The following is a 16,331-nucleotide window of genomic DNA, read 5'->3' on the forward strand; positions in this document are numbered from 1 at the left end:
CCGTGCGTGCGGTCCCCGGCGTGCCCGCGGACCGGCCCTGGTCCGCCCGCACGGTCGGCGCGGTCCGCCGGCGCGGCCCCCCGGAGCTCCTGCCCGTCTGACCTGCCGGAGGCGTGCGCACCCGCTGCGCCCGGGCGACCACCGCCCGCAGCCTCCCGTCGCCGCCCCTCGGAGGTGGCCACCCGACGTCAGCAGACGGCCGCACCGCCGGCCACATCCCGGAGGAAAGCTCCATGTCCACCACCCCGTCCCGTCCCAGCAAGTCCCAGCGCCGCGACGACGCGCGCGCCCAGGCCCTGCGCCTGCGCGAGGAGCAGCAGCGCCAGGCGAAGCGGCAGCGCACGATCGTCATCGCGCTCCTCGTCGCGGGCCTCGCCGTCGTCGGCGGCGTCGTCGCGTTCATCTGGTCGCAGGCACCCGACACCTCGAGCTATGCGGACCTGGCGACCTCCGAGGACTTCGCCGAGGTCGAGGAGCCGCTCGCCGAGGTCTCGGCGCCGTCGACCGCCACGGAGACGGGCGGCATCCGCGTGGGCGAGGACGGTGTCGCGGGCGTCGAGGACGTGCCCGACGACGCCGTCGTCGTCACCGTGTACGCCGACTACATGTGCCCCATCTGCGGTGACTTCGAGCAGATCAACGGCCCGATGCTCGACGAGCTGCGCGAGGCGGGCGAGGTGGTCGTGGAGTACCAGCCGGTGAGCATCCTGGACCGCTTTGCGCAGGGCACCCGGTACTCGACCCGCGCGGCGGCCGCCGCCGCGCTCGTGGCGGACCGCGCGCCCGAGGCGTTCGTCGGGTTCAGCACCGCCCTGTTCGCGAGCCAGCCGGCCGAGAACACCCCCGGCCTCTCCGACGAGGAGATCGCCGAGCTCGCGTCCGCGGCCGGGGTGCCGCAGGCCATCGCCGACACCATCGCGGACGGCAGCTACCTCGAGGGTGACGGCTCGTTCGTCCCCTGGGTCGCCGCCACGACGCAGGTCGCGTCGCGCGAGTTCGCGCCGCAGTTCGGCACGCCCACCGTCCTGGTCGACGGCGAGAACGTCGCCGACCTCGGCGTGAACTGGCAGGTCGAGGGTGCGCTCGAGGCCGCCATCGACGACGCGCGAGGCTGACGGGCGTGGTCACCGACCTCGACCGGCCCTCGGACGGCCTCGTCGCGCGGATCTTCCGGATCCGGCACGACAACCGGTTCATCTTCACGACGATGCTGATCTCGGCGTGCATCAGCCTGCTCGCGTCGTTCGTGCTCGCGGTCGACGCCGTCGTGCTCGCGGCCGACCCGGACGTCACCCTGAGCTGCGACATCAGCTCGGTGCTCTCGTGCGGCGCGGTCGCCCAGTCGTGGCAGGCCTCGCTGTTCGGGTTCCCCAACGCGTTCCTCGGGCTGGTGGCCGAGCCGGTGGTCATCACGATCGCCGTCGCGTCCCTCGGCGGCGTGCGGTTCCCGCGCTGGTTCATGCTCAGCGCGCAGGTGGTCTACACGCTGGGCGTGATCTTCGCGTACTGGCTGTTCACGCAGTCGATGTTCGTCATCGGCGCGCTGTGCCCGTGGTGCCTCCTGGTGACGGTCTCGACGACCCTGGTGTTCACGACGCTCACGCACGTGAACATCCGCGACGGCAACCTCTTCCTGCCGCCCCGGGCGCAGGCGAGGGCGAGGTGGGCGATCGACCACGAGGTCGACGTCGTCGTCGTGTGGGCGTGGCTGCTGCTCCTCGCGGCGCTCGTCGCGGTGAAGTACGGGCCGTCCCTGCTCGCCTCGTAGGAACGGGCGCCTCTGGCAGACTTGGGCCGCCCGGCCCGGCCCCCGTGGGCCGTCCGGCGCGGCCCCGCCGCCTTAGCTCAGTGGTAGAGCACCCGCCTTGTAAGCGGACGGTCGTCGGTTCGAATCCGACAGGCGGCTCCCTTCCCTCCTCGCTCCCTCCGCGCCCGTCACCCCGGCGCCCGTCACCCCGGCGCCCGTCACCCCGGCGCCCGTCACCCCGGCGTCACGCCGCCCTGGCGTCGAGCGGGCGCGAGCACCCGCCTCGCGCCGCAGGACAGGACCTTGGTCCTGACACCGTCCCGTCACACGACTGGTCCGTCCGGGTGACGCGAAAGGCGCTCGACCCGGGGAGTCTGTCCGGTTCCGTCCCGGCTCGTCGGGTGAAATGGGTCACCCCGGCCGGGTGAAGCCGCAGGTCAGGAGGCTGACGGCACCGCCATCCCGGGCATCCTTGGACAACCCCCTTCAAGCGGCGGCCCCCACCGCCCGATGAAGGTCTGGACCGGCCACCCACCGGTCCCGCACCCCAGTGGACGGCTTCCCCGCCGTCACCGATCGAAGGACACCCCCATGGCTTCCACCCGCCGCAAGTCCGCCGCCATCGCCCTCGCCGTCGTCGGCATCGCGGGCCTCTCGCTCGCCAGCGCGTCGACGCTCCAGGTGACGGGCGGCACCATCCAGGCCGGCACGTCGCTCAACGCCGCGTGCGACACCAACGGCGTCGCCGCCGCGTTCGAGAGCGCGTGGGCCGCGACCCAGTACAAGGCCGACAAGGTCGTCATCTCCGGCATCGAGGCCGCCTGCTCGGGCGGCACCATCCGCGTCTCGGTCCTCAACGCGGCCGGCACGCAGCTCGCCGAGGTCTCCGGTGCGGTCCCCGCCGCCGCCGGTGGCGCGACGACCGTCACCTACGCCCCCGCCTCGTTCGCCGGCACGATCAGCGCCGCGGACGTCGACCGGGTCGCCGTCGTCATCACCAAGTGACCGTCGTCTGACCTCTGAGCTCGACAGCTGAGTCGACGAGAACGTCGGTGTCCGACACTGCAGGTGTGCAGGCAGCCGGCGCGGGATCCCCGCGCCGGCTGCTCGGCCGCGCCGGCGACGTCGTGCTCGCCGTGCTCGCGATCACGCTCGGCTGGCTCCTGTGGCCGTCGTCGCTCGGCGGCTGCACGACGCTGACCATCGTGTCCGGCGAGTCGATGGAGCCCACGTACTACACGGGCGACCTCGTGGTCTCGCGCTGCGGGCCGGTCGAGGTCGGCGACGTGATGGTCTATCAGCCGAAGGACTTCGGCGGAGCGCGCATCATCCACCGCGTCATCGGCGGCGACGCCGACGGCTGGGAGCTCCAGGGCGACAACAACGACTGGGTCGACCCGTTCGAGCCCACCGGCGACGAGGTCCTCGGGACGGCGGTGCTGCACCTGCCGCACGTCGGCAAGGTCGCCTCGATCTTCCTGAGCCCGCTGACCTGGATCTCGGTCCTCGTCGGGGCGCTCGCGTTCCTCGTCTGGCCTGCCAAGGACGGCGAGGCGCCCTCCGAGGACGGCGACGGCGTCGAGTCGGCGGAGGGCGACGAGCTCTCGCCCGAGGAGGCCGACGGCGCTGCGTCGGACGGTGACGGCGCCACGGCCGAGGAGCACACCGCAGCGCTCGCGACCACGGCGACGTAGCGACCCGGCGGACACGCATCCCTGCACGACCCGCACCACCAGCAGACACGAGGAGGACCGGCTCATGAAGCGCATCGCGCTCGCCGTCGTCCTCCTGATCGCGCTCATCGGCTCCGCGAGCATGGGCTCCGCCGCATCGCTCACGGTCCGCGGCGGCGTCATCGACACGTTCACCAACGCGCGCCCGTGTGCCGACGGCGCGACGGCGACCGGACCGAGCACGACGACGGCGACCCAGACCGCGGTGCGCCTCACCGTCCCGGCCGACTGCGTCGGCAAGACCGTCCAGGTCACGATCGTCGACGCGGCAGGTGTCCCGCACAGCAGCGCGCCCACGCTCATGACGACCGTGACACGAGACATCCCCGTGGCCGGCGGCTACACGGGCACGTCGAACCTGGTCGTGCGCGCGACCGTCGACGGCTGGAACCTCGCGACGACGTGGAGCTACACGCCCCCGCTGCCGATGGCGAGCTGCCGCATCGTCGCCACGAACGCTCCGTGCACCGCGACCGTCACGCTCGACCGCCGGTCCTCGGGGTTCTTCGGCACCTTCAGCTACTACGACGTGACGGTCTCGCCCACCAACCAGGGTCAGTGGGAGGTCACGTTCAACCTGGACCACCCCGGCTACGGCTCGGTGCCCACCAGGCTCGGCAACTCCATCCTCGACAACGACGTGCAGGTCACGCGCGTCGGCGCGGCGTCATGCACGACCCCGCCGCGGCTCACGGTCCGGCCCTCGGCGGGCTCGCCCGGGGCGTTCTCCCTCATCGTGAACTCGAGCAACTGGCTGTTCCCGGGCACCGACCTGCGCAGCTGCTGATCGCTCAGCGCTCGGGCGCGCTCGCGCTCCAGGCGCCATCCACCGGCTCGAGCCGCGGGCGCTTGGGTCGGCGCGTGTCGCCGCTCGACCGGCCGCGCAGGCGGCGCGTCGCCCACGGGTAGGCGTGCTCGCGGAACCACTCGGCGTCCTGCTGGACGCGGGCTGCGAGCGGCGGCGACGGCAGGGGCGTGAGCGGGTCGTCCCACGCGGCGTCGTCGGGCTCCAGCCCCAGGGCCACGAGCGCGGCCTGCGCGACGCGGCGGTGACCGTCGGTGGTGAGGTGGATCCGGTCCGGTGCCCACATCCGCCAGTCGCGCAGCGAGCGCATGCCCCACACGTCGACGACGTGCGCGCCGTGGCGGCGCGCGATCGACCACACGTGGGAGTTGAAGACCCCGACGCGCGCCCGGGTGCGGCGCACCACGGGGCTGTCCTTGGCGTCCATGCCCGTGGCCAGCAGCACGTCCGCCCCGGAGGCGCGCAGCCGCACGACGGCGGCCTCGAGGCGCTCCGCGAGGACGTCCGGGTCGACGGCCGGCCGCAGCATGTCGTTGCCGCCGCCGACGAGGCTCACCAGGTCCGGGCGCAGCTCCAGGGCGGCCGGGACCTGCTCGCGCAGGATCGGGCCCAGCAGCCGGCCCCGCACGGCGAGGTTGGCGTACCGGACGGGCTCGTCGCCGGGTGCCACGGCGGCGCGCTCTGCGAGGTGGCCCGCGAGCAGGTCCGCCCACCCGCGGCACTCGAGCGCGGGGTCCACGACCGTCGTCGTGCTCGGCGGCGCACCGCCCGGGACGTCCCAGAGCCCCTCGGTGAAGGAGTCGCCGAGCGCCACGTAGCGGCGCCACGGCACCACGCGCTCGTGCTGGGGAAACGGTTGCTCGTCGGAGCCCTCGGGCGAACGGGTGAACTTCACGGGTGCAAGTGTGCGCCGATGCCCCAGCACTGCTCAATCCGGGCACCGGGTGCGGGTGAGACCGCTGGACTCCCCGGTGCACCTGGGTCATCCTGATCAGGTCAGCGACAAAGGCAAACTCACCGCGAGGTGGGGACGCAAAGCCACGGGACCCTCGAGGTCAGCCGGGTTACCGAACGTGAGGTGCACACCATGAGCAGCACGCTTCTCCAGCGGTCCAGCTCCACCCTCCTCTCCCTCTGCGCCGTGCGCGCATCCCTCGGGCTGTCCGGCCCACCAGCGTCCTGAGCCTCGGCTCAGGGCGCTCTTCCGCATCCCCTCGGGGCATGCACCCGCCGGCAGGACGCCGGCACCAGGGATCACCGGACGGAACCGGTGAGATGGACCACCAGGAGGGTGGAGATGAACAGCAGGACGAGGAAGGCAGCTTCGGTGGCCCTCGTGGCTCTGGCACTGGTGGGAGTGCGGACCGCGTCCGCAGCGGGGATCGACCTGGGGGGTCAGCAGATCCTCGTGGGTGAGGACGAGTCGCAGGGGTGCAGCTCGTCCACGGTGGGGATCGACTACGACGTCGCCTACGACGCCGCACTGCAGGGATACGGGGTGAGCGCGGCCGAGCTCTCGGGCCTGGGCGCTTGCCAGGGTCAGGACGTCGTCGTGACCCTCAGCGGACCCGGGGGGGTCGCGCTGGCCGAGCTGTCCGCAGTGGTCGGTGGGTCGGAGATGACGGTTGCGGTACCGGCGACGACGCCGGTGCCGGCTGAGCAGCTCACGGGGGTGAGCATCACGCTCAGCAGCGAGGCCGGGGTCTGAGGACCTCGGCGGGCTGACGGGGCGCCGCTCTCTGGGGAGGGAGCGGCGCCGTCGGTCAGCGGGTGGTGGACGGCCCTGGGGAGGGCCCGTCCAGTGCCCCGCCCGGAGGCTGGTCGGGGGACCAGCGCACGGGCGGGGCGCCCTGCTCGCCGAGCAGGGCGTCGACCCGCGAGAACGGCCGCGAGCCGAAGAAGCCGCGGGACGCCGAGAGCGGGCTGGGGTGCGCGCTCGCGACGACGGGGACGTCGCCCAGCAGCGGCCTGACCTCCTGCGCGTCCCGTCCCCACAGGACGGCGACCAGTGGCCCACCGCGCGCCGCGAGCGCCTGCACCGCGAGCGTCGTGAGCTCCTGCCACCCCAGGTGGCGATGGGACCCGGGCTCGCCCGCCCGGACCGTGAGCACGCGGTTGAGCAGCAGCACGCCCTGCTCGGCCCAGTCGCTCAGGTCGCCGTCGGGACCGCGCACGGCGCCGACGTCGGCGGCGAGCTCCGTGTGGATGTTCTGCAGCGAGCGGGGGAGCGGGCGCACGCCGGGTGCGACCGAGAAGGACAGGCCGACGGCGTGCCCGGGCGTCGGGTACGGGTCCTGGCCGACGACGAGCACGCGCACCTCCGCCATGGGGTGGGAGAAGGCGCGGAGCACCGCGTCGGGGGCCGGGAGCCACGCGCGACCCGCGGCGGACTCGGCCCGCAGGGCGTCGCCGATCTGCCGCAGACGTGGCTCGGCGGGGGCCAGCGCCTCCGCCCAGTCGGGCGCGACGAGCGCGTCGAGGGGCTGGCGGACCACGCCGCCGACCCTAGCCCGACGCGCCCGGGGACGACGCGCCGGGCGAATGACACGCCTGTCATTCCGCGTCTACGATGAAGGCCTCGCTTCACACCAGGAGGACGCATGGACGCGACGGCCGCCACCGCCACCGCCGACCGGGCCCCCGCCCGCACGGGTGCGGGTCAGCTGTCGGAGCGGGACCAGCAGATCCTCGCCTTCGAGCGGCAGTGGTGGAAGTACGCGGGCGCCAAGGAGCAGGCCGTCAAGGAGCTCTTCGAGATGTCCGCGACGCGGTACTACCAGGTGCTCAACGCGCTCATCGACTCGCCGGCCGCCCTGGCGTTCGACCCGATGCTCATCAAGCGGCTGCGCCGCATGCGCTCGTCCCGTCAGCGCGCGCGCACCGCGCGTCGCCTGGGCATCGACGCCTGAGGGCGTCGCCCGGCCGCTAGCCTGTCCGCCGTGAAGGCCGGCGACTACCCCTACCCAGCGGACGAGTTCGACGCCGCGGACGCCAGGGGTGGCCCCCGCGGGGTGCACCGCGCGCCGCGCTCGCGGCGCAGCCGCGTGCTGCCCTTCGTGGTCGTCGTCCTCCTGTTCCCGCTGCTCGCCTACGGCGTGGTGACGTGGCTCTCCGACTGGGAGGGGCTGCAGACGCCGGGCGGCTCGGACCAGGGCCAGGAGGCGCCGGCCGACGACGGCGAGGCGACGGAGCCGGCGACGGACGCCGCGACGGAGCCGGCCACCGAGGAGGAGACGACGCCGCCCGAGCCGGTCGCGCCGCCGCCGCCCGTGCCGGACCTCGCGGCGACGGTCACGGTCTACAACTCCACGTCCCGCTCGGGCCTCGCGAGCGGTGCCGCAGAGCGGGTCGAGGAGGCCGGCTTCACGTCCGTCTCGGCCGACGACTGGGACGGCGAGGACCCCGACGCGTCCGTCGTCTACCACGCCACCGCGGCCGACGTCGCGACCGCGCAGCTCGTCGCGCAGACGCTCGGGATCACCCAGGTCGTCGAGTCCGCGGAGCAGGCGCCCAAGGGCGTCGTCGTGGTCCTGGCGGGCGACTACACGCCCTGACGCGGTCCGCACCGGGAGCGGCGGACCGCGCCCGGAGGGCGGGGGCGGCAGGCCGCGTCCGCGACGTCCGGTCGCCCCGATCGGGTCCAGCCCCGAGGATGGGACGGACCGGCGACGGGAGGACGGCATGGCGGGACGGCTCGACGTCGTCGTCGTGGGTTCCGGGCCCAACGGTCTCGCAGCGGCACTGACGCTCGCGCGGGCGGGACTGTCCGTGCAGGTCCTCGAGGCCCAGCCGCACCTCGGCGGGGGCGCGCGCACGGCCGACCTCGGCCTCGCACCGGGCGTGGTGCACGACACGTGCAGCGCCGTGCACCCGATGGCGATCGCCTCGCCCTTCTTCCGGCGCTTCGACCTGCGCTCGCGCGGCGTGCGGCTCGTCGCGCCCGACGCGTCCTTCGCGCAGCCGCTGCCCGACGGCGCCGGGGTCGCCTACCAGGACCTCGCGCGGACCGCGGCCGAGCTGGGGCCCGACGGCGACGCGTGGCTCGAGGTCTTCGGCCCGCTCGTCGAGCACGCGGACGACGTCGTCGAGCTCATCCTGGGCGACCACCGCCGGGTGCCGCGAAGCCTGACGACCGCGGTGCGCTTCGGCCTGCGTGCGCTCGAGCAGGGGGTCGGGCCGCTGTGGAACCGGCGCTTCCGGAGCGACGCTGCGCCCGCCCTGCTCACGGGCGTCGCGGCGCACTCGATCACCCCGCTGCCCTCGATCGCGGGATCGGGCACCGCGCTGCTCCTCGGGACGCTCGCGCACGCCGTCGGCTGGACGGTCCCGCTGGGCGGCACCCAGGCGATCACGGACGCGATGGTCGCCGACCTCCTCGCGCACGGCGGCGAGGTGCGCACGGACCACCCGGTGCGCACGCGCGCCGACCTGCCGCCGGCGCGCGCCGTGGTCTTCGACACGGTGCCCGCCACCGTGGCCGAGGTCATGGGCTCGCGGCTCGACCGTCGGATCGCACGCGGGTACCAGGCCTACCGGCACGGGAACGGTGCGACGAAGGTCGACTACGTGCTCTCCGCGCCCGTGCCGTGGGCGGACGAGCGCGTGCGGGCCGCGGGGACCGTCCACGTCGGCGGCACGCGCGCCGAGATGGTCGCCGCCGAGCACGCGCTGACGCAGGGGCGCCACTCCGAGCACCCGATGGTGCTCGTGAGCGACCCCGCCGTGACCGACCCGGGGCGGGTCGCGGCCGACGGCAACCGCCCGCTGTGGACCTACGCGCACGTGCCCGCGGGCTCGCGGGTCGACATGACCGAGGCGATCACCGCGGAGATCGAGCGGTTCGCGCCCGGGTTCCGCGACGTCGTCGTCGCGTCGCAGTGCGTGCCGGCGGCGCGGCTCGAGCTGCACAACGCCAACTACGTCGGCGGCGACATCGCCGCGGGCGCGGTGACGCTGCCGCGCATGCTCGGTGGGCCCGCGCTCACGTGGGACCCCTTCGTCGCGGGCGACGGCGTCTACCTGTGCTCCGCGGCGGTGCCGCCCGGCCCGGGCGTCCACGGGATGGGCGGCTGGCACGCGGCGCGGCGGGTGCTGGCCCAGGTCGGCATCCACCGGCCACCCGACCTCGCGCCCTGAGCCGACCGCTCGAGCCGTCGTGGCCGAGCGGCCGCCGGGAGAGGCCCCCGGGCCTCGACGCCGCGCGCGTGGGCCGCTTGCACTCGCACGTGCCGAGTGCCAATAATGAGTTAGCACTCTCGACCTGAGAGTGACAGAAGACCCTGGGCCAGGTGAGGCCGGGGCCCTCGCGCGGGACGTGACCGCGGAGGGCACGGCCGTCCGTCGCGGGCGCCCCGTCCAGGAACCACGCCACAACCGGAGGACCATCCGAATGGCCAAGATCATCGCCTTCGACGAGGAGGCCCGCCGCGGCATGGAGCGGGGCATGAACGCCCTGGCCGACGCCGTCAAGGTCACCCTCGGCCCCAAGGGCCGCAACGTCGTGCTCGAGAAGAAGTGGGGCGCCCCCACGATCACCAACGACGGCGTCTCCATCGCCAAGGAGATCGAGCTCGAGGAGCCCCTCGAGAAGATCGGCGCCGAGCTCGTCAAGGAGGTCGCCAAGAAGACGGACGACGTCGCTGGCGACGGCACCACCACCGCCACCGTGCTTGCGCAGGCGCTGGTCCGTGAGGGCCTGCGCAACGTCGCCGCCGGTGCGAACCCGATCGCGCTCAAGCGCGGCATCGAGAAGGCCGTCGAGGCCGTCACCGAGCAGCTCCTCAAGGCCGCCAAGGAGGTCGAGACCAAGGAGGAGATCGCCGCGACCGCGGGCATCTCCGCCGGCGACCCGGCCATCGGCGAGCTCATCGCCGAGGCGATGGACAAGGTCGGCAAGGAGGGCGTCATCACGGTCGAGGAGTCCAGCGCGCTGGGCCTCGAGCTGGAGCTCACCGAGGGCATGCGCTTCGACAAGGGCTACCTGTCGGCGTACTTCGTCACCGACCCGGAGCGCCAGGAGGTCGTCCTCGAGGACGCCTACGTGCTGCTCGTCGAGTCGAAGATCTCGAACGTCAAGGACCTGCTGCCGCTCCTGGAGAAGGTCATCCAGGCCGGCAAGCCGCTCTTCATCGTCGCCGAGGACATCGAGGGCGAGGCCCTGGCCACGCTCGTCGTCAACAAGATCCGCGGCACGTTCCGCTCCGCCGCCGTCAAGGCGCCGGGCTTCGGCGACCGCCGCAAGGCGATGCTGCAGGACATGGCGATCCTCACGGGCGGCCAGGTCATCTCCGAGACCGTCGGCCTCAAGCTCGAGAACGCGGGCGTGGAGCTCCTCGGCCAGGCGCGCAAGATCGTCGTGACCAAGGACGAGACCACGATCGTCGAGGGTCTCGGCGACGCCGAGGCGATCGCCGGCCGCGTCTCGCAGATCCGCGCCGAGATCGAGAACTCGGACTCGGACTACGACCGCGAGAAGCTCCAGGAGCGCCTCGCGAAGCTGGCCGGCGGCGTCGCCGTCATCAAGGCCGGCGCGGCGACCGAGGTCGAGCTCAAGGAGCGCAAGCACCGCATCGAGGACGCCGTGCGCAACGCGAAGGCGGCCGTCGAGGAGGGCATCGTCGCCGGTGGTGGCGTCGCGCTCATCCAGGCGGGCAAGCTCGCGTTCGAGCAGGACAACATCACCTCGCTCGGCGGTGACGAGGCGACCGGCGCGCGGATCGTGCAGCTCGCCGTCGACGCCCCGCTGAAGCAGATCGCCGTCAACGCCGGCCTCGAGGGGGGCGTCGTGGCGGAGAAGGTCCGCAACCTCCCGGCTGGTCAGGGCCTCAACGCCGCGACCGGCGTGTACGAGGACCTGCTCGCCGCGGGCGTCAACGACCCGGTCAAGGTGACGCGCTCGGCGCTGCAGAACGCGGCCTCGATCGCTGCGCTGTTCCTCACCACCGAGGCCGTCGTGGCCGACAAGCCGGAGAAGCACGCGCCGGCTGGTGGCGGCGAGGGCGGCGGCATGGGCGGCATGGACTTCTGACCTGACAGGTCGGGCGTCCGGGCCGCACGGCTCGCACTCACGGACGGCGGGTGTCCCCTCGGGGGCACCCGCCGTCCGTCCGTCTGCCCACGGGGGGACGCGCGCGCCGGGTCGGCGCAGCGCCGCACGAGGCGGCGCCCTGCGTGCTCAGCGGCGGTCGCGAGCCGGCACTCGCAGGCCCGACGCGCGCAGGCGGCGCACCAGCTCGCGCGTCCCGACGAGGGACGCCCCCAGGGCGACGAGGTCGCCGTAGCGCTCGGTCGGCACGTCGTAGTGGTCGAGGTCGAACGCCCGCCGCGGGATGCCCGCGGCCGCCGCGAAGTCGTGGAGCTCGTCGAGCGACACGTCGCTGACCAGGTGGCCCCACACCGTCCCGTGCCGGGGCCACAGGGGCGGGTCCAGGAGCACGGTCATGCCTCCTGATCCAACCACCCGTTCCCGCGTGTCCCCAGGCGACGACGTCGGCCGCCCGTCCCCAGGCCCGGCGGTCCCTCGGCCCGCCCTGCGCGCGGCATGCCTACGGTCGGCGGCACGGCTGGTGCGAGGTCCGCGCCCGCCGGTCCACGGGCCGGTCCGACGGCCGATCACCGGCCGCCGGTCCGACGGCCGACCACACGGAGGAGCAGCGATGAGGTACGAGGTCGACAGCGCACAGGTGGCTGGGGCGAGCGCGGCGGCGGGGGCGTCCGTCACGGCCATCAGGACGGAGGTGGCGGCGCTGGTGCGGCACCTCACGGACCTGCAGACGGGATGGCACGGCACCGCGGCGACCGCGTTCGCCGGGCTCCTCGCCGACTGGACGGCGACGCAGCGGACGGTCGAGGCGAGCCTCGACGGCATCACGGCAGCGCTCGGGGCGGCCGCCCAGCACTACGCCGACGCCGAGGACCAGGCCTCGCGCCTGTTCGTGCGCTGACCGCCGGCGCGGGTCAGGAGCCGGCGGCGCCCGGCGTCGCGCCGTCCGCCGCCGGCGCGTCCGCGGCCGGGACCTGGGCGTCGGCTTCCGGGTGCTCGGCCTTCGCCTGCTCGATCTTCGCGAGCTCCTTCTCGAGGCGGTGCAGCTCGGCGCCGACGTTCTGGCGCGCCGACTCCTCCCAGGCCGCTCCGAGCGGGCTCACGAACAGCGACCGGCGCTCGGCGAGGCGGCGCAGGATCTTGATCCGCGCGCGCACGAACTCCTCGAGCGGGAGGTGCGCGTACTCGGCCCGGACGTCGGCGAGGTACGCCTTGTACTTCTGGGGCTCCGACGCGAGCATCGCGAGGTCCGCGTCGCACAGCACGGCGCAGTCGAAGTCCTCGGGGTCGGGCAGGTGCCGGCGCAGCGCCGTCACGAGGTGCGCGACCCGGTCGACCGAGGCCGACTCGAGGCCCAGGCCGCTGAGGTCGGCGCGGGCGAGCGCAGCGCTGGCGAGCTCGTCCTCGCCCCCGCGGTGCGCGTACGACGCGCGCTCCGCCGAGTCGAACACGGCGCCGTGGTACCAGGCGGCGAGGCGGACGAGGTCGGGCTCGTGCGTCTCCTCGGCGAGCTCGTCGACCCGGGCCAGGACGTCGGTGAGGTGGCGCACGTTGTGGAAGTGCCGACCGGGCTCGTACCACCGGTCCAGGAGTGCCTCGCCGACCTTCTCGATCTCCTCGCGGGGGGCGGTCGCACCGGCGGCGACACAGGATCGCGTGAAGGCCGGGACCAACCACTGGGGTGCGTCGTGGACGCCCATCGTCGGTGCCTCATCGTGTCGGGGGAGCAACGACCAGCCATCGTATCCCCGCGGTGCGTGGGTCGACGGCGCCCATGCAGCGCCCGCGGTCGCGGCGCGTCGGCCGGCGCGGTCAGGTGGCGGGCAGCATCACGCGCACGGTCGCGCCGCCGCCGGGCGTGCGGTCGATGCCGACCGTGCCGCCGTGCGCGGTGACGATGGCTGCGACGATCGCCATGCCGAGCCCGGCGCCGCCCGACTCGCGCCCGCGCGCGGCGTCGACCCGGTAGAAGCGCTCGAACACGCGGGCGGCGTGCTCGGGATCGATCCCCGGCCCGTGGTCGCGCACCTCGACCACCACCTCCGCGTCCCGCCTGCCGAGAGCGAGCTCGACCGGTGTGCCGGGTGGTGTGTGGCGGACGGCGTTCCCGACGAGGTTGGCCAGCACCTGCCGCAGGCGGTCCTCGTCGCCCGGGACGACGACGGTGCCGGTCGGCGCCCCGGGCGTCAGCGGCTCGACGCGCACCGCGCGTGCCGGGTCGAGCGCGCGGAGGTCGGCCGCGGCGTCGTGGACCACGACGGCGAGGTCGACCGGTTCCCGCCGCACCCCCCGCCCCTCGTCGAGGCGCGCGAGGTCCAGCAGGTCCTGCACGAGCCGGCCCATCCGCGTCGCAGCCTCCTCCATGCGGCGCACCGTGTCCGGCAGGTCCTCGGGCGGCACCGCCCCCATGCGGTACAGCTCGCCGTAGCCGCGGATGGTCGCGAGCGGCGTGCGGAGCTCGTGGCTGGCGTCGCTGACGAAGCGGCGCATCCGCTGCTCGGACGCCGTGCGGGCCCCGAACGCGGCCTCGATCTGCGCCAGCATCCCGTTGAGCGCCGCCGCGAGCCGGCCGACCTCCGTCGTGGTCGGCGCGTCGGGGACGCGGCGGGCCAGGTCCCCGGCGGCGATCGCCGCCGCCGTGTCCTCGATCTGCCGCAGCGGCCGCAGCGCGCGTCGCACGCCGACCGAGCCCGCGAGCGCGCCCAGCCCGACGACGCCCGTGCCGATCGCGACGAGCACCCAGCGCATCCGGGCGAGGGTCGCGTCGGCCGCCGTCGTCGGCAGGGCGACCGCGACCGAGCCGACGACCTGCTGGGTCCCCGCGGCCACCAGCGGTCGGGCCAGGACGCGCCAGCGCGGCCCGCCGCCGACGGAGCCGACCGTGAACGCCTGCCCGTCGCGCGCGACGACCTCGTCGACGCTCAGGGCGGGGATGTCCGCGACGGAGGGGGACCCGCTGCGGGACGACCATCGCTGCCACACCTCGCCGTCGGGCGTGACGAAGACGGCCTGGTAGTCGCTCGGCAGGTCCGCCTCGGCCGCGCCCCGGGGGAGCGACCCGGTGATCGCGACGAGGTCGCGCGAGGCGCGGTCGAGCTGCTCGTCGAGCTGGGCGACGAGGCTCTGGCGCAGCATCGCGAGCGCCGTGGTGCCGGTCAGCACGAGGCCGACGACGAGCACGAGCGCGAAGAGCAGCGAGAGCTGCGTGCGCAGCGGCAGGCGACCCCACCAGCCCCACCGGCCCACCGGCTGTGCGGGGCTGCTCATCCGGCGCCGGGCGGCAGGCGCAGCACGTAGCCGACCCCGCGCCGCGTGTGGATCAGGGGCACGGGCTGCTCGCCGTCGGCGCCCTCGGGGAGCCGGTCCACCTTGCGCCGCAGGTAGGAGATGTAGGACTCGACGATGCTGCCGTCGCCGCCCCAGTCGTACTGCCACACGTGGTCGAGGATCTGGGCCTTCGACAGCACGCGGCCGGCGTTGAGCACGAGGTAGCGCAGCAGCGCGAACTCGGTCGGCGAGAGGTCGACCGGCCGGCCGCCGCGGCGCACCTCGCGCGCGTCCTCGTCGAGCTCGAGGTCGGCGTAGCGGAGCACCGACTCCGTGGCGTCCGCCGTCGCCCTCGTGCGGCGCAGCACGGCGCGGATGCGCGCGACGACCTCCTCGAGGCTGAACGGCTTGGTGACGTAGTCGTCGCCGCCGACCGTGAGGCCCGTGACCTTGTCGGTCGTGTCGTCGCGCGCGGTGAGGAAGAGCACGGGCACCTGCTGCCCGCGTTCGCGCATGCGCCGCGTCACGGTGAAGCCGTCCATGTCGGGGAGCATGACGTCGAGCACGACGAGGTCGGGCTCGAGGTCGCGCACGAGCGCAAGCGCCGCGGCGCCGTCGCCCGCCGCGTGCACCTCGAAGCCCGCGAACCGCAACGACGTCGTCAGCAGCTCCCGGATGGTCGGCTCGTCGTCGACGACGACGAGCCGAGCCTCCGGTTCACGCGGTCGCTCGGCCACGACGTCAGTCTGCCGCCCGACCCTGGGAGCTACCTGGGAACGACCTGGGCGTGCCGCCGGCCGGCCGTCACACCGTGTCCTGCGGTGTGCCCGACTTCAGCTGCGCGAGCCGCGCCTCGATCTCGGACGAGGCGAGGTCGTCGTCGAGCTCCTCGAACTGCGCGTCGAGTGACGACGCCGCGATCTCCTGGTGCCCGGCGACGCGCGCCTCCTCGCGGCGCACCTTCTCCTCGAACCGCGCGACCTCGCTCGTCGGGTCGAGCACGTTGATGGAGGAGAGCGCCTCGTGCACCTGCGACTGCGCCTCGGCGGTCTTCTGCCGCGCGATGAGCTGGTCACGCTTGGACCGCAGCTGCTCGAGCTTGTCCTTCATCTGGACGAGCCCGTCCTTGAGCTTGGCCACGACCTCCGTCTGCGACTGGATCATCGGCTCGGCCGAGCGCGCCTCGTTCTCGAACGCGATCTGCTTGCCGATGGCGACCTTGGCCAGGTTGTCGAACCGGTCGGCCTCCGACGCGTTCCCCTGGCCGCGCAGCTCGTCCGCCTTGGCGGACGCGGCCGCAGCCTTGCGACCCCAGTCCTGCGCGGCGGCGACGTCCTCGGCGTGGTCGGCCTCGGCGAGACGCAGGTTGCCGATGGTCAGCGCGACGGCGTCCTCGGCCTCGGCGATCGAGTTCGTGTAGTCGCGCACGAGCTGGTCGAGCATCTTCTCCGGGTCCTCGGCCCGGTCGATGAGCGCGTTGATGTTGGCCTTCGCGAGCTGGGCGATGCGGCCCAGGACGGTCTGCTTCTCAGCCATGGAGGACTGCCTTCCGGTGTGGGGTCGGGTGATCGGTCCGGTGCTGCGGCGCTCGGCCGCCGGGGTCTGGGTGCTGGTGCTGGTGCGGGTGGGCGCGGCGGTGGGTCAGAAGCGCCCACCTCCTCCGCGTCGGCCGCGGCCGCCGCCCGAGCGGCCGAAGCCGCCCCCGCCGCCCGAGCGGCCGAAGCCGCCCCCGCCGCC

General features: G+C 74.2%; 18 protein-coding genes, 1 tRNA gene and 1 riboswitch. Of the genes, 12 read left to right on the top strand and 7 right to left on the bottom strand.

Translation table 11 applies throughout. The features are described 5' to 3' along the window. The first annotated feature begins 233 nt into the window (after positions 1–233). The 6 genes from ICW40_RS13300 (at position 234) to ICW40_RS13325 (ending at position 4,267) form a co-directional block, all read left to right on the top strand. Positions 234–1,115 carry a DsbA family protein gene (locus ICW40_RS13300; RefSeq protein ID WP_221654499.1) on the top strand — a complete coding sequence of 294 codons (882 nt, stop codon included), beginning with the start codon at positions 234–236 and terminating at the stop codon, positions 1,113–1,115. A 5-nt stretch (positions 1,116–1,120) separates the two neighbouring features. After that, positions 1,121–1,768 carry a vitamin K epoxide reductase family protein gene (locus ICW40_RS13305; RefSeq protein ID WP_308121795.1) on the top strand — a complete coding sequence of 216 codons (648 nt, stop codon included), beginning with the start codon at positions 1,121–1,123 and terminating at the stop codon, positions 1,766–1,768. A gap of 66 nt (positions 1,769–1,834) precedes the next feature. Further along, a tRNA-Thr gene (locus ICW40_RS13310) sits at positions 1,835–1,906 on the top strand. Between the two features lie 432 nt (positions 1,907–2,338). Continuing rightward, positions 2,339–2,752, top strand: a complete 414-nt coding sequence (locus tag ICW40_RS13315) for a hypothetical protein (protein ID WP_221654500.1) — start codon at positions 2,339–2,341, stop codon at positions 2,750–2,752. Positions 2,753–2,799: 47 nt separating this feature from the next. Further along, positions 2,800–3,441 carry a S26 family signal peptidase gene (locus tag ICW40_RS13320; RefSeq protein ID WP_221654501.1) on the top strand — a complete coding sequence of 214 codons (642 nt, stop codon included), beginning with the start codon at positions 2,800–2,802 and terminating at the stop codon, positions 3,439–3,441. A 64-nt stretch (positions 3,442–3,505) separates the two neighbouring features. Beyond that, complete coding sequence (locus tag ICW40_RS13325; protein WP_221654502.1) at positions 3,506–4,267, top strand: hypothetical protein; 762 nt, start codon at positions 3,506–3,508, stop codon at positions 4,265–4,267. Between the two features lie 4 nt (positions 4,268–4,271). Here ICW40_RS13325 and ICW40_RS13330 read toward each other — a convergent pair whose 3' ends face one another. Then, positions 4,272–5,120 (bottom strand): SGNH/GDSL hydrolase family protein, encoded by an 849-nt coding sequence (locus tag ICW40_RS13330; RefSeq protein WP_221654516.1) that lies wholly within the window; start codon positions 5,118–5,120, stop codon positions 4,272–4,274. Between the two features lie 162 nt (positions 5,121–5,282). Next, positions 5,283–5,357, top strand: a riboswitch (cyclic di-GMP riboswitch). A gap of 264 nt (positions 5,358–5,621) precedes the next feature. Between ICW40_RS13330 and ICW40_RS13335 the strand changes: the two genes are divergently transcribed. Next, positions 5,622–5,993, top strand: coding sequence for a hypothetical protein (locus ICW40_RS13335; protein WP_221654503.1), 372 nt, complete (start codon positions 5,622–5,624; stop codon positions 5,991–5,993). Positions 5,994–6,048: 55 nt separating this feature from the next. Here ICW40_RS13335 and ICW40_RS13340 read toward each other — a convergent pair whose 3' ends face one another. After that, a complete protein-coding gene (locus tag ICW40_RS13340) occupies positions 6,049–6,780 on the bottom strand; it encodes a uracil-DNA glycosylase (protein ID WP_221654504.1) in 732 nt (243 codons plus the stop codon). 105 nt (positions 6,781–6,885) lie between these two features. On the opposite strand from ICW40_RS13340, the gene ICW40_RS13345 reads away from it, so the two are divergent. The 4 genes from ICW40_RS13345 to groL all read left to right on the top strand — a co-directional run bounded on the left by ICW40_RS13345 (position 6,886) and on the right by groL (position 11,312). Beyond that, on the top strand, positions 6,886–7,194 hold the full coding sequence (locus ICW40_RS13345; protein ID WP_221654505.1) for a DUF3263 domain-containing protein: 309 nt from the start codon (positions 6,886–6,888) through the stop codon (positions 7,192–7,194). A 30-nt stretch (positions 7,195–7,224) separates the two neighbouring features. Beyond that, positions 7,225–7,839 (top strand): LytR C-terminal domain-containing protein, encoded by a 615-nt coding sequence (locus tag ICW40_RS13350; protein WP_221654506.1) that lies wholly within the window; start codon positions 7,225–7,227, stop codon positions 7,837–7,839. Between the two features lie 127 nt (positions 7,840–7,966). Next, positions 7,967–9,421, top strand: coding sequence for a phytoene desaturase family protein (locus tag ICW40_RS13355; protein WP_221654507.1), 1,455 nt, complete (start codon positions 7,967–7,969; stop codon positions 9,419–9,421). Positions 9,422–9,674: 253 nt separating this feature from the next. Continuing rightward, a complete protein-coding gene (groL, locus tag ICW40_RS13360) occupies positions 9,675–11,312 on the top strand; it encodes a chaperonin GroEL (protein ID WP_221654508.1) in 1,638 nt (545 codons plus the stop codon). Between the two features lie 147 nt (positions 11,313–11,459). On the opposite strand, the gene ICW40_RS13365 is transcribed toward groL, so the two are convergent. Then, entirely contained in the window at positions 11,460–11,726 is a 267-nt protein-coding gene (locus ICW40_RS13365) for a DUF4031 domain-containing protein (RefSeq protein ID WP_221654509.1), read from the bottom strand. A 214-nt stretch (positions 11,727–11,940) separates the two neighbouring features. On the opposite strand from ICW40_RS13365, the gene ICW40_RS13370 reads away from it, so the two are divergent. Beyond that, positions 11,941–12,228, top strand: coding sequence for a WXG100 family type VII secretion target (locus ICW40_RS13370; protein WP_221654510.1), 288 nt, complete (start codon positions 11,941–11,943; stop codon positions 12,226–12,228). Between the two features lie 13 nt (positions 12,229–12,241). Here the strand turns inward: ICW40_RS13370 and ICW40_RS13375 are convergent, their stop codons facing one another. The 4 genes from ICW40_RS13375 to ICW40_RS13390 form a co-directional block, all read right to left on the bottom strand. After that, on the bottom strand, positions 12,242–13,027 hold the full coding sequence (locus ICW40_RS13375) for an HD domain-containing protein (RefSeq protein WP_221654511.1): 786 nt from the start codon (positions 13,025–13,027) through the stop codon (positions 12,242–12,244). Positions 13,028–13,139: 112 nt separating this feature from the next. Beyond that, positions 13,140–14,594, bottom strand: coding sequence for a sensor histidine kinase (locus tag ICW40_RS13380; protein WP_221654512.1), 1,455 nt, complete (start codon positions 14,592–14,594; stop codon positions 13,140–13,142). Then, on the bottom strand, positions 14,591–15,331 hold the full coding sequence (locus tag ICW40_RS13385) for a response regulator transcription factor (protein WP_221654513.1): 741 nt from the start codon (positions 15,329–15,331) through the stop codon (positions 14,591–14,593). The genes ICW40_RS13380 and ICW40_RS13385 overlap by 4 nt, the downstream gene beginning before the upstream one ends. A gap of 67 nt (positions 15,332–15,398) precedes the next feature. Then, complete coding sequence (locus ICW40_RS13390) at positions 15,399–16,130, bottom strand: PspA/IM30 family protein (RefSeq protein ID WP_221654514.1); 732 nt, start codon at positions 16,128–16,130, stop codon at positions 15,399–15,401. Positions 16,131–16,331 lie beyond the last annotated feature (201 nt).

The sequence above is a fragment of the Actinotalea ferrariae genome (genome assembly GCF_019733465.1).
Classification (GTDB): Bacteria; Actinomycetota; Actinomycetes; order Actinomycetales; family Cellulomonadaceae; genus Actinotalea; species Actinotalea ferrariae_A.

Bases quoted from the DNA above. Each gene is read 5' to 3' on its own strand.
- ICW40_RS13300 (WP_221654499.1), top strand. From the start codon at position 234: ATGTCCACCACCCCGTCCCGTCCCAGCAAGTCCCAGCGCCGCGACGAC.
- ICW40_RS13315 (WP_221654500.1), top strand. From the start codon at position 2,339: ATGGCTTCCACCCGCCGCAAGTCCGCCGCCATCGCCCTCGCCGTCGTC.
- ICW40_RS13325 (WP_221654502.1), top strand. From the start codon at position 3,506: ATGAAGCGCATCGCGCTCGCCGTCGTCCTCCTGATCGCGCTCATCGGC.
- ICW40_RS13345 (WP_221654505.1), top strand. From the start codon at position 6,886: ATGGACGCGACGGCCGCCACCGCCACCGCCGACCGGGCCCCCGCCCGC.
- ICW40_RS13355 (WP_221654507.1), top strand. From the start codon at position 7,967: ATGGCGGGACGGCTCGACGTCGTCGTCGTGGGTTCCGGGCCCAACGGT.
- groL (WP_221654508.1), top strand. From the start codon at position 9,675: ATGGCCAAGATCATCGCCTTCGACGAGGAGGCCCGCCGCGGCATGGAG.
- ICW40_RS13365 (WP_221654509.1), bottom strand. From the start codon at position 11,726: ATGACCGTGCTCCTGGACCCGCCCCTGTGGCCCCGGCACGGGACGGTG.
- ICW40_RS13370 (WP_221654510.1), top strand. From the start codon at position 11,941: ATGAGGTACGAGGTCGACAGCGCACAGGTGGCTGGGGCGAGCGCGGCG.
- ICW40_RS13375 (WP_221654511.1), bottom strand. From the start codon at position 13,027: ATGGGCGTCCACGACGCACCCCAGTGGTTGGTCCCGGCCTTCACGCGA.
- ICW40_RS13380 (WP_221654512.1), bottom strand. From the start codon at position 14,594: ATGAGCAGCCCCGCACAGCCGGTGGGCCGGTGGGGCTGGTGGGGTCGC.
- ICW40_RS13390 (WP_221654514.1), bottom strand. From the start codon at position 16,130: ATGGCTGAGAAGCAGACCGTCCTGGGCCGCATCGCCCAGCTCGCGAAG.